The sequence below is a fragment of the Bythopirellula superficialaquae genome (assembly GCF_059632245.1).
In genome coordinates, this window is sequence record NZ_CP197426.1 from 1583824 (window position 1) to 1597003 (window position 13180).

Genomic DNA, 13180 nt, shown 5'->3' on the forward strand with positions numbered 1-13180 from the left:
AACTACCTAGTCTACTTGGAAAGTCTCACCACCATCGATGCTGGCGAAGGCCTGCCAAACAATGAGATCAACATCGTCTCTCTGGTACGTGACGGAGCCATCAGCCCTTGTCACATGCACTCCGCCAGGATGATTGCTTCGGGCTGAAAAATTAACAGTAGTCCAACATGGCGTCTTTGCATCGCACGGAGCTTTTGTGGGATCACATAGATTCGGCACCGCGTTCCACACATTGTCTGGTAGCGTAGTATTAGGTGTTCTTAGATGCGTGTAATGCCCTCCCCAATCATTCCACCATGTTCCACGTACGTCTGCAGTACCACTCGGCCCAGTGATTGTCTCTGAAAAAGCGGCTGTGTGAGACGTGCCATCGGTAACATGCTTAGTTCCACGATTGACGTCGATATTAAACAGCGCAACCCGGGTTGCAGGATTCCGATTGGGCATTTTATTGCAGCCATCAACAACTGCTAAGTTCACGCCTGGTTCCACCATTCTCCCATCGGGGCTATAGCAAGCAACGTAGTTTGAGCGAGAGTAACCCTCCTGAGAATAGGCAGTACTTATTCCATGTTCGTCTGAAGGGCACTGATATTCAGGAATGATTGTTGAGAAGAGCAATTGATTCTCGGCTTCCCGCCTAAAAGCAAAACCGACTTCCCAGTCCGCGGCGTTATCCAGCGCCGTCTGTTCCATGTAGGGAAGGATTGCAAATGACCAGAAAAGTCTAGCACTGCTTTGATCAGAATGGTCATACCACTTCATGCCCATCGGGAAAAAATTACGAGCACTGTGATAATTGTGCATCGCAAGCCCTAACTGCTTCATATTATTGATGCAATGCGTCCGGCGTGCAGCTTCGCGTGCAGCTTGAATAGCTGGCAACAGCAAAGCTACCAAAACGCCGATGATTGCAATGACCACTAGCAATTCTACTAAGGTAAAACCAGTGCTCATCGGCAGTCGCGTCTGTCGACTTGCCCGTGCCCGCTGAGTTCCAGCGAGTTGAGTTTCCATAGCATGTCTAGATAAGGATATAGCCATCGAATCTACCTCTTCAATCCTGCTGCGTGAGACCCAAAAGGCGCTCAGGGTCCACCACACTTATCCTAGGTAAATCATTGCAACACATTACTTTACGTTTAGACTAAGCCATCGTTCCAATCAAAAAAATACTGTTTGCAATCGCGCATGCCTGCGGGGCCGAACGTCATTGCTGCAGACCCCGCAGACATGAATACACAGTAATCCAGACTAGAATCGATGTGGAAAAGGATGACTAACGAAACCGACGCCGCGAAACACCCACCAATCCTAGCAAGGTACCCAGAGTCAACGTGGCGGTAGCCGGTTCCGGCACTGCGATAAATTTGATCTCTTCAAGGGCAAAATAGGCATCGCCGCCATGATTGGTCTGTATATTGAGAACAACATAACGGGCCTGGACTGCCCCGCCAAAACTTAGGCTATCGGTTGCCAAAAGCCCAAACTGAGGTGCATGGCCTGGGTCCAACGAAGGATTCACATAAGTAACTCCGTCATACATCAGATGCGGACGTATGCCGGGCGCTTTCGCGAGTTCGCCCGACCACACAGTTGTCCAATTAATGTTATCCGCAGACACGTCAATCGACATGCCTTTTACCGCTCGTGTGTTGCTGATTACATTCCAGTTCGTATTCCAAACATCAGCTCCATAGATAGGCAGAACTTCTCCGAAGTCTGCGGCTACCCACTCGCGCGCCATAGTGCCGCTGGGGGATTGCTTAAGATTAGGGTCATTCAGACTGTGCCAGTTGCCATGGAAATCATCGCGAAGCGAAAACCCTGCAGCACCTTGGGCGCTTCCAGTTTCATAAGACCAATCACTTCGCCCGATGGAGCTGAAAACGTTACGCCCCGGATAACCACCGAGATCGCTGGATTCCGATGTGCTCATTGCAGGAGTCCACTGCACATACGGGAATGCCGATGCAACGTTAGCAACAAAACTAACGATCACTATCGACGCCAAGACTTTCGCAAACATACCGACCCGACCTCGACGGAAAATCGAACGACAGGCGCAAACACCTGGAGCCAGGGACACCGCGGAAAATGCCAGAGTACATAGTGTTACAACATGTTTCATTAGACTAGTCCTCAAGAGTTGCCAGGAAAAGAAAAAAGGGAAGTGACAAGGTGTCGAGACACGTAAAGCTCTTCTGTGAAACCTTCCTATGCCCAAAACAGTTACTCACCGATGACAAGAATTGCCTATCTCTTTATTCTTTACTAAAGAAGAGACTCGACATATCCTCTTATTTTAAGTTCGCTCCTTGTTCGTTCAACGGACTTAATGCGAAGAGCAGATGCCAATTCGCGAACAGCCTGCTTGCTCCGGGCCTGCAGATAACTGGCAGTATCAATTTCACTCGTCAACTTCAGACGATCCTGTAAAATCAAATGCATCTTGAAGAGGCAATCACGCCGCCGTTCCGACTAACCAACTCTTCCATTTCCTGCCGAAATCTGGACAAAGATTCATCAGGGGTCTGACCATACTCCGAAGCAAACCACTCACCACCTAGATATCCATTGTATCCACTTGCGATCAAATACTGCATCGTTTCGTTCATCGGCATACCTCCTTGATCGAGTGGCAAGATGACGGCACGATGTAGCTCGTCATCATTCTCAGCATCGTGCATGTGTGTGTGTCGAATCAACCCGCGCAATGCCTCAAAGGTGGTCGCAAGCGGCTCATGCATTCGATAGGGGTGCATATTATCATAGTTAATCCCGACAGAAGGATGCTCGGACAAAACGACTGCTTTTGCCGCGTCTGTGCCACGATGTAGCGTGTCGTGGGTCTCTAGCCAGATCTCAATGCCAAGAGGCTGGCCAATTTCTGCCAGACTCCTCAAACGAGCACCCACTAGGGAAATAACATCGGGGAGCACCATTCCTACTGGTGGCTCGCCACAGAAAACACGTATGGCCCGCGCACCGATGGAACTTGCTAGTTGAATACGTTCGAGGGCATCGTCTGACGAATTCATCTCCGCAATTTTGATACTTGTGGCCAGGCAGGGAATTTCTAATTCGACTGCTGCAAACTGTTCTCGCACCCGGCTACGAAACTTACCTGAAGAAGAAATTTCGACTCCATGCGACTGACCAGCATCGCAGCGAAACTCAACCCCATGGTATCGATGGCGTTGTGCAGCTGCGATGATCTCATCGACACTCCACTCGGGACATGCAAATGTCAAGAAGCTGATTTTCATCATTGTCGCTTAGCTCAAGAGTTTAAACAGTGACCATCGGCTTTGCTGGCTTAAGTTGAATTCGAGAATGCTCATCAATTTCGACTGCACAGCCGCTCTCAGCCGAAGCGTATACAGCGTCAGTGATGGCTTGAATTACCAGCGCCTCGGACGGTCCCGTGAGCGGCCTCTGTTCGGAAAGGATGGATTCTACAAAGTTGGTGATTGGAGTTGCATGAATTAAGTCTTCTGCATCGTTGCCCTCCCACAATACTTCAGTACACAGTTCGCCATTCTTGTCAACCGAGTCGAACACGACACGATTGGCGTGGTTCGGCAGTAAGTTCAGGCTGAGCGCACCGCGACTGCCGATAATCTGCCATGTACTCGGCAACGATGACGAAGATGATTCTGCTCGCTCATAATGAATCACTGCTTGATTGTCGCAACAAATCATTGCCGCTACATGAGATTCGACATCACTAACTATTGGCGACTGCGAAGGTAGATGTTTGGGGGGCATCCAGGTCCGCGCCAGCACTAGGCTCGGTTTCAAGGTCCAATTGCAGATGCCAAGCAGAAAATCGAGATCATAGCTGCCCCAGTTAGCGAAAACTCCGCCCCCGTTGAATGATTTTTTCAGTCGCCACTGCGGAGTGTCAGCGCTGATCAGCGCCTTCGAAAACCCGACTGCTCGACAGTGCAACAGCCGGATCTCGCCAAGCTTTCCAGAGGCGATGAAATCGGTTGCGACTTTCGCCGAGACCATGCCACGATTTCGTGACGAACACGACGCGATTACACAGTCGCCTTGAACTGCCATCAGAGTCTTAATTTGACTGACGTTCATAGCCGCAGGTTTTTCAAGTAACACGTGCTTCTTGCGATTAAGAGCTGCCAGAGCCAGCTCAAAACGAAGAGCAGTAGGGACCGCCAGAACAACTGCCTCAACGTCTTCATCTTCAATCAAATCCATACCGTCGGAATACACGGTACGCACACCGAATTGATCGGCAGCTAACTGCGCTTGGTCGCCACGCAAATCAGCAACCGCGACGAGGTCAATGTCAGGTCTCGCCGAAGCGTACCGCAGATGATAGTTACCGATCGTTCCGCAACCGATCACCCCAAGCCGTATTTGAGATTTCATGTTCATTCCAAACCTACGCTTTTCCGTTTCTATTCCGATGATGTTTCTATAGACTTGTAATTAATGTCGCCGGAATATGCCTTACGCTATTTTCGTGTAAGTCATATAGTCGCCGAGCATTTTCTCCTAAGAGAAGCTGCTGCTCATCGTCGCTAAATGCGTCCGCAGCACGAATGAAATTCAAACTTTGCTGATAGGTGAAGTCGATCATTGTCCTAGGGAAATCCGAGCCCCAGATGAGTTTTTCAATTCCTACCTCTTGCCTAGCATGGAGAATGGCTTCAATCGCTCCTGGAAATGGATATCGTTCAAGCCTATAAAGCCAGATGATACCGCCCATTTCGAGATAGACGTTTGGATAACGCGCCAATGCCAACTGTTCAGGCCAACCACCTCTGGTGGGGAGGCCAAAATGCCCTAATGCCACTTTCAGTTGCGGACACGCAGCCAGCACGCGCTTAAGTTCTTGCGTCTGCTTAACGTCGCTACCAAGGTCGATCGCAGCGACGACACCTTCCGATTCCATCAATTCCCAGAGAGGCATCAAGCGGGGATCGTCAAGCAAAACCTTCGAAACCATGTGGGTAGCCGGAACTTTGATGCCACGAAAACCCTTCTGCAGCAAGTGTTGGACTTCGTTGTAAGTTTCGTCCGTATCCCAGAAATTAGGCAATGCATGCAAGAAAAATCGGTCGGGCCATGCCGCTGCCACTTGTAGTAAATACTCGTTTTGCTCTCCGTCCATATAGTCCTGAACGACTACGCCCACATCGACGCCTGCAGCATCAAACTCCGCGATGGCGTATTCCGCGAGCGCCCTACAATCGAGCATCCACGCGGGCATGCCGAGGTACTCTTTATCACCAATCAGGATCAGACCATTCCTTAATGGTCTTACGGGCGTCTCATTGGCGATCGACCCTGCAATTCGATCCCACAAGTGCATATGTCCGTCGACGATCATGGATCACCTCGTCGATTTTGGAAGGTCTGACGATGCAGCGAAACAAGCTGAGTTACGGTGGATTCACGGTCGGCGACGCCTCGCAGAAATTCATTGATAAGCTGCCCACCTTGATCCTGGAAATCAAGGTACTTGATGTTGCGAGGTCTCATCCATGCAGTGCTTAACGTACGTCGCGTCGACTTGAAGAACTGACGGCAAGCGTCATTCACGTGGCTGTCTTCCCAAGCCAACACATTTGCCGGCTGACCACCCGCCTCGAAATAGATGGTTCGCTGGCAGTCGGCCGAAGCAATCCAGAATGCATAGTCTTGAGCAACTTCGACATGCTTGCCATGTACTGAAACGGCGATTCCTGCGCCGCCCAACTGCGTACCCACGTGGCCCTGCGGACCAGGGCCCAGCGCATCGACGAACTGGAGCTCGTTTGCCCGAAAGCCGTGTCGGGAGTAGTTGGAGTACCCATAAAGCAGCGGACAATATGCAAATTCGCGATTGGATTCGCGGGCCAGCCAATCCAACACTTCAGGTGGATTGAGCTCTAGACATTCGCGCGGAACAAACTGACTAAGCTCTGACATCAATGAAAGAACTTCATGTGCGTCCGACGCAGAAAGCAGAGAGCTCTCAGTCGTCGGCAAGGGCTTACCCAGATTTGCCAGTAACGTATTGAACGTGGATACGGCATCGACAGGCTTCGCGGGCCACAAGACTCGGCCCTGCCTCGCTAAGTCCAGCATCGCGCTCCAAGTCTGAGGGGGCTCACTGAGCAGGTCTGGGCGATAAACAGCAACCTGGGTCGCTGCATCAATTGCCAGTGCCCATTGATGTATTCCGTCGAAGTAGGAAGCATGAGACGCTCCTACTGATTGGCTGGACAACTGTGCCAATTTGTCGTCGCGTCCGATCCCATCGAATGGAGCAACTCCGCCACAGGTAGCCAGTGCCTCAAGGTGCGGATGGTCTACCACCAGTAGGTCAAACTGGCAACACAAATCGGGAAGCGGTTGGTCGGCAAACGCCTGCAAAGACCGCTTTTCCCAAGAGATTGACACATGGGGATTTAGTTGCTGGTATCGGCGCCCGGTTCCAACCATCGGATCAAATCCGCGCGGTTGGTCCCAGGTAATGCCTCGAAGTTGAATCATGAGTTGTCGAACCCCCGCGGCTGCCAGCCGAGTATTTCCAACGACGGCATCATCGCTGTCCTCCATCAATTCGCAGCTCTTCCCCGTGAAAATATTTCGGCCCATTGAGGGCGAACCAGACCGCCTCGGCAACCTCGTCCGATGTGGCAAATCGTTGCTCGATGGGTATGGTGCTGCGAAAGCTTTCGAGGTGCTCGTTAGACCATTGACCTCGTGAAATGAATTCCTGCAATAGGGGAGTATCGGTGGCCCCTGGGCTCACCACATTTATGCGGACACCATCAAACCCAAACTCTTGTGCTGCGTGGCCTACAAAGCGACGCATGAATGCTTTCGAGCCGCCATAGAGACTGTAGCTTGCATCACAACGAGTATCGGCTGTCGAACCGACATACACGATGCTCCCGCCGTGTTGCTTGAGGTACGGATAACAAGCCTGAATCAGCAGAATAGGAGCCAGGATGTTTACCCTCCATGTACGATCCAAGTCTTCCGGAGAAAATTCTATCACGGGTTTAAGGATCTCCGCGGCCGCGTTACAAACGAGGCCAAACAGTCCCTTTTGCAGCAATTTCAAGCGTGGAACGACCTCCTTGATTCGATCCACATCCTGTAAGTCTAGTTGCTGCATTTCAATCGCTTCGGGCCCAAATCCCGCGCCCATTAAATTGTCGTAGGCGGCCTGCAAGCGTTCTGACTCGCGGCCAATAATGATTGCTCGGCAGCGTTGCTTCAAGACAAGCTCGGCCGTGGCGAAACCAATACCGCTGCTTCCTCCGGCGATGAGAACCGTTCTTTCATTCATTGCGCCGTCGCTCCTGTATTGACGAGGGCCTCGTCATCAGGTGAACAACTCAGGACGTCCAATAGGTCCAATTGAGGGTCCAAGCCCGTACCAGCAGTTTGTGGCGCAAACATCTGGCCCCGCTCCACACGCACTGGGTGTTGCGGAAGATCATTCCAGTTCAAGTTTGAAAACTCAATTCGCTCGACCCGCTCAAAGGCCGCCGCAGCGTGGACGCCTAGCTCAAAAAGCATATTGCCAACGATGATTGGCAGGTCGTATTCGTCAGCTAGTTCAGCAATACCAAGGGCGAAATCCAGATCACTATGAATCCGTAGTCGCTGCAGTCCACCAACATCCAGTACTGGTCGCAGTTGGTCGGGGTTCGTGGCGTAATCATGCCCCACTACATCGATAGGCAGATGCTGGCTAAGCCGCTGGTAACCTGCCACATCGTCGAGCGGTAACGGATCTTCCACGTAGGCAAGTTTAATCCCCGCCTTGACAATAGCTGCCACCCTGTCGATGGTTTGTTCTGCTGTCCACGCAGTATTGGCATCGATGGCCAGTTCCGTCCCCGTTGGCATTGACTCTTGAACTAGTCGAAGGCGGTCGATGTCGCGCTCGATGCTGGGATGCCCGACTTTCACTTTGATCGCAGATAGCCCCAATTCGGTCGCCCGTTTGCATAGCTTCTGGATCTGAGTATCGGCAAGATGGAACTCCAGATGACTCGCGTAGGCCTGTATTGAGTTGCGTTGTCCGGACCCGATCAGCTGATTGAGTGGTACGCCCGCTATTTTTGCACGGAGATCCCAAAGGGCACCGCGGGCAGCCGTCGCTAGAAGATTAGGACACTGAATTGTAAACCTCAGCGAGCCGCTCGCGTCGGCAGCGGGACGGCCACGAAGCAAATCCCATAGATTGTCCTCGAATTCATTACGCAGCTCAAGAATCGAGGGTATTTCCGCACGCCAAGGCAGTGGCCGGGAAAACTGGCCATTCGAGACTCTCACGCCGTAACCCCAGCCAGTAAGTCCTTCCGCAGTGTCGAGAGCTAATGCGATCACTTTGAATGCCTCGTACTGACACATCCAATCACCGATCACCCTTCCCGCGGGGAGTTCGATGCGCCAAAGACGGTAATGGTTGATCGTATGTAACATTAACTGTTATTGCCCAAACTCTGCTGTCGACATAAAAAATTAAGCGCCAATGTTGACGATTAGCCAAAGGAAGGCTAAACAAGCTAGCACTCCACAACTGGCGGCAAGGAAGCCGCTCACATCAACAAGATGCCATTTGCGAAACTCCCAGTTTGAATTGGGAAATAACTTGGACGAATCAAATCGATGAGGATCTCGCTTGGATATTTCTACCTCTCGTTGATCCTCGATAGGATCCAACTTCACAGGCGTCCGCATCTTGGCGTAGAACTGATCCAGACGAGATTCGCTGTCAGGCGCCGTTAGTAACGAGACCAAAAACAAAGTGCCAAAGGGGAAGATTAATCGAAAAAGAAGCATTAAGGTCTCATTAAATGAATAAGAGTTTTTGGCTAGGTTCATTCCCAGCCAGTCCATTAGCAGCAGTTCAACTTTTAGCATGCCGCGTCCAGTCACTTTGTTATTCAATAGCACGACGTCCTCTTCCCAAAAGATTGACTTTTTTGGTAGCAAGAACGTGCGAGTAAACTGTTCACCAACAATAAGTGGCTGTGGGCGAGCACCCTCGATAACAGTCGACATCCCATTATCGTATTCAGCAATCTCCGCCGCTCGCTCACGCACATCGGCTTCGGTAGCTGTGTAAGTTCGCTCGACAGGCGAGGGGTTCGTCGTCTGAACCAGGTATTCATGAGTGCGAATGCCTGGGATGAGTGCAACTCCTACTGGCAGCACTAATGTGAATAAGGTCGTTAGTACAATGGAAGCCCAAGCGCCGACTGCAGTTGCCCGCCTCCAAAGCATGCCCAGCCAAAAACTTGCCGCCAATGCACAATTGAAGACCCACACAAGTTTCATAAGGCTAAAAACATTGGCGTACTGAATCGCGATAAGCACAGCGCCGACAATATATGCGACGCTGGTTATTCGGCCGACAAGCAAGTAGTGACGATCGTGGCGATTTGGCACAAGCGGACGATACAAATTGTTCGTAATCAATCCCGAAGTGGTAATCATGAGGGCTGATAGTGTCGACATTAGAGCCGCAAACATGCATGCGATCATCAGTCCAACCAGCCCTAGCCCTAGAGGCCCCAATAAATCGCGAGTTGCATATCCCCAGATGTAGTCGGGGTTCTTGATGGACGTTCCATAGAGTACCACCGTCAACATCGCGATGAGTCCCCACACAATTGTTAGCACGCGCTTAATGAATATCCCTACAGTCATACCGACACGCGCGGACAATTCGTCCTTAGCGGAACCACTGACAACCATTTGGTTTGCTTGAATCCCGACGTTGAGCATCCCGAGTACGCCCATCACTGCAATCCAATGCCAGGAAAAATCGACGACATTGGGCGATCCCCAGATTTCAAAGAACCATTGAGGAAGCATTTTATGCATCACTTGAAAGGGGCCAAGGATACCTTCGCCACCGTGAATGTCGTTGATTTTGATCATCGCAAAGGGGATCAAAATTAACGACAGGACGATGATAAAAGCACTTTGGATTATGTCGGATACGAACGCCGCCTCGAGACCGCCCGCCACTGAATACAAGAGCACGAAGAACGCTACGCACACGATGACGGCTCGCTCGTCCAAAAAGGTAAATTCTTTGCGATCACCCTGCAGTCGCAATTCGTGTAAGCGTTGCCGCTGCGAATCACTCATCGAATTGACATCAGCTCGTTCCAGCTCTTCAAGTTCAAGAGCGGACTGATACTCAGCTCTTTCGACCACGGTCAGTTGAGACTCAGATTTCGCCGAAATTGCTGCCACAGTCTTACTCATCGCGGAGAGACCTAAGGCAGCGACAATCATGAAAAAGACTGTCTGAAAACCGGCATAAAACCCGCCCATCGCGCGCGAGCCATATCGCTCTACAAAGAAATCCGCTAACGTCATCATCCTCATTCGGCGATACCAGATTGATGTCATCCAGAACACAGGCATGAACACCAAACCGCCAGCCAATGTTGACCAAATACCTGAAGCCCCATTGGTTTGAACGAGCGTAGTCATGCCAACCGCACTTTCCGCGGATGTGGCTTGGCCAAAGGACGCGAACGTCTGAATCAACTTTCCGAACTTGCGTCCACCAAGGAAAAAGTCTTCCTGCCCATGAATCTTTAACATCGCCCGCCAACCGATCACCAGGAGGGCTACGAGATAGGCAACAATTACCAAGATATCAACTAATCCAATTGGATAGCTGGTCGTTGCGGCGAATATTGGATCTGAGTATTTCAAGAAACCTGTACCCCTTAAGGCATTTGTCTGAGCATATGCCAGGACGACTAACGGCTATCACTCGGCAGAACTTGTCGGTGGGAATCTCGATACAAACCAATTTTCTCTAGTGGAATTAACTCGAAGCCGGGAATCTTTTGGCGGATCATTCCTATATCCTTGAAATGGAAGTTCAGACCGGCCAAGTCCACGAATGGGTCGTTTTCAGCTTGATAGTTATCCGAAACATCAACGATGCCTTTCGATACTTTCTCGTCAAACTCGAGTCTGATTTCTTTCGTCTTATAGAAAAGATTTCGACGGATCGAGTTGCCTTCTGGAACGGCCAACTGATCCATATCACTGGGATATGAGACCAGATGCGGGAAAGTGGTGCTCCATGGCGGTGCCCTATGGTCAACTTTCTTCAGCAGTCGGTTCCAGGCGACTTCCAATACTGGCCGAAACGCAGGAATAAGTCCGGCCGAGGTAATCTCAACTGGGGAACCTCCCTCGACAAACACATTGTTCTCTACTTTCACATCGCGACCACCATTTACGTGGATAATGTTCCTCTCTCCTCCGCGATAAAACACATTGCCAAAAAACGTATCGCCTGATGCATTTGAATCGAGATAAACGCTAAACACACCAAGGATATTGCCTTGCGACACCGGCCCACCAATATCGTAAAAGATGTTGTGGCGAATCATGTTGCCACATGTACTCAAATCTCGATCCGTCTGAATGGCACCGGCATCATTTGTATCCAAGCACACGTCATGGATGATGTTGAATTCAATTTCATGCAGATTGCCTCGCCAATCCATCGCACCATGAGGCGCATCATGGATGAGATTGTTAGCAATCCGATTTCCCACACCGTCCACTGCAATTGCGAACTGGTATGTCTTGGCTAACCGTGAGTAGTGATGGATATGGTTATTGATTGCCTCATGGCCGGCCGACTGAAGTGAGCGCTGGTCTCCACCAATTAATTGAATGCCACCGCGCCCCACATCGTGGATGTCACAACTTATCACCCCGTGCTGTTTGCCGCCATTGATCTTTATCGCCCACCCCCCCAAGTTTCGAAAGTCGCATCCTTCGATTCTTACCTGCTTTCCACCTGCTACTTCGATAGCCGTACTTCGCCCAGCCTCAAACGTGAGCCCTTTAAAGAAAACGTGAGAGACATGCTTCAATGCGAATAAAGGTCCTTCTAACGAAGAGATCACAATCCGTTGATCTACTATCTCTTCCGGGGGAAGGAAATAGACGCGCCCAATATAGGGATCGAGATAATATTCGCCGGGTTGGTCAATCTCTTCGAGTAAGTTCAATGCAAAGTAACGATCTCCCTGGCCAAGCAGACCGCCCATTCCATAGGCATGTGGGGCCGAGAGGGAAATCTGACTTTTTTTGGTATCAATAAAAGAAATTGGCATGCAATCGTCAGCCCAGTCGAAAGTCCAATAGCCTTCTAACCACACCTCTCGTGCACTTGTCCATAGCGATGGCCGGTCGCCGCGGTATTGAAAGATTCCTGGGATATACGCGGGCCCTTCGGTAGTAGGACGTTCAATGTCTGGGCGTCGATATCGAGGAGAGGAGCTTGGTCGCACCACCTTCTCAATCTTTTCATACCCATCGTTTGGCCAGCGGGCGACTTTCATCGGCTGATCGCCAAAGAAAAGTTCTGATGCCGCTGGGACAGCAGGCACTCCTTGCCCTGATCGTTGTCGAGGTGCGATCGCCTCAAGTGGCATACCTGAAAGGACAAGGTCGGCCTCAACGACTTTATCGCGTACTGCCTCCTCAATAATTCGTTGCCGCACTTTCACATCACTTATAGACCGAAAAGAGCTCGCAGGAATCTCCCAGCCGCCAGTCAGTAAAACACGTTCATTTTCGAAAGATGTAAATATCAATGGAGCGTCCGCGCGACTATTCAATCGAGCATCGAGTTCAATTGTCGCTTGAATTGGATACGTCCCCTCCCTAAGAATGACACTCACTCCACCGGAGGGCCAAGAGTCTTTCTCAATCAGACTCTGAATCGCATGAAGAGCTCCCTGAACCGTCCTAAAGGGCTTGTCTACGCTCCCATCGCTAGCGTCGTCGCCGTCAACAGACACAAAGAGTTGCTTGGACTCCGCACCCCGAACATCCGCTTGGATCAAGCAAAGTAATCCGAGCCATCCCGCAACCGCGGCCAAGCTCAAAAAAGTCCGCCCGAGTAGTGCCATGATGATTACCTAAACTACTGCAGTCCGAATGCAGATTTCCGAAATGTAGTGGCTGCTTGTAACGACAAGTATTAAAGAAGAAAAAAGCCAAACTGTGGCGTTGTTCTCCTAAGCACTGCATGAACACAGTAGGGCTGTACGGCTGTGAGTAGTGAGACGCAAAACTCGTTTGCTAGGGAGCCTTATACTCAACAGGTGCGCCTAACTCAATCTGCTCGTCGCTACGCAACTAAGTC

10 protein-coding genes are annotated in these 13180 nt (G+C 50.7%); all 10 read right to left on the reverse strand.

Annotation, left to right across the window (positions count from 1 at the left end):
- Positions 1–6 precede the first annotated feature (6 nt).
- Complete coding sequence (locus tag SH678x_RS06530) at positions 7–957, reverse strand: DUF1559 family PulG-like putative transporter (protein WP_496922082.1); 951 nt, start codon at positions 955–957, stop codon at positions 7–9.
- Positions 958–1279: 322 nt separating this feature from the next.
- On the reverse strand, positions 1280–2029 hold the full coding sequence (locus tag SH678x_RS06535) for a discoidin domain-containing protein (protein WP_496922083.1): 750 nt from the start codon (positions 2027–2029) through the stop codon (positions 1280–1282).
- Between the two features lie 412 nt (positions 2030–2441).
- On the reverse strand, positions 2442–3272 hold the full coding sequence (locus SH678x_RS06540) for a sugar phosphate isomerase/epimerase family protein (protein ID WP_496922084.1): 831 nt from the start codon (positions 3270–3272) through the stop codon (positions 2442–2444).
- A 19-nt stretch (positions 3273–3291) separates the two neighbouring features.
- A complete protein-coding gene (locus SH678x_RS06545; RefSeq protein WP_496922085.1) occupies positions 3292–4398 on the reverse strand; it encodes a Gfo/Idh/MocA family protein in 1107 nt (368 codons plus the stop codon).
- Positions 4399–4444: 46 nt separating this feature from the next.
- Positions 4445–5362, reverse strand: coding sequence for an amidohydrolase family protein (locus SH678x_RS06550; RefSeq protein ID WP_496922086.1), 918 nt, complete (start codon positions 5360–5362; stop codon positions 4445–4447).
- Complete coding sequence (locus SH678x_RS06555; RefSeq protein ID WP_496922087.1) at positions 5359–6510, reverse strand: extracellular solute-binding protein; 1152 nt, start codon at positions 6508–6510, stop codon at positions 5359–5361. Before SH678x_RS06555 ends, SH678x_RS06550 begins: the two co-directional genes overlap by 4 nt.
- 49 nt (positions 6511–6559) lie before the next feature.
- A complete protein-coding gene (locus SH678x_RS06560) occupies positions 6560–7315 on the reverse strand; it encodes an SDR family NAD(P)-dependent oxidoreductase (RefSeq protein ID WP_496922088.1) in 756 nt (251 codons plus the stop codon).
- Positions 7312–8460 carry a mandelate racemase/muconate lactonizing enzyme family protein gene (locus SH678x_RS06565; RefSeq protein ID WP_496922089.1) on the reverse strand — a complete coding sequence of 383 codons (1149 nt, stop codon included), beginning with the start codon at positions 8458–8460 and terminating at the stop codon, positions 7312–7314. The genes SH678x_RS06560 and SH678x_RS06565 overlap by 4 nt, the downstream gene beginning before the upstream one ends.
- A 39-nt stretch (positions 8461–8499) precedes the next feature.
- Entirely contained in the window at positions 8500–10716 is a 2217-nt protein-coding gene (locus SH678x_RS06570) for a sodium:solute symporter family protein (RefSeq protein ID WP_496922090.1), read from the reverse strand.
- 47 nt (positions 10717–10763) lie between these two features.
- Positions 10764–12878 carry a right-handed parallel beta-helix repeat-containing protein gene (locus SH678x_RS06575; protein ID WP_496922091.1) on the reverse strand — a complete coding sequence of 705 codons (2115 nt, stop codon included), beginning with the start codon at positions 12876–12878 and terminating at the stop codon, positions 10764–10766.
- Positions 12879–13180 lie beyond the last annotated feature (302 nt).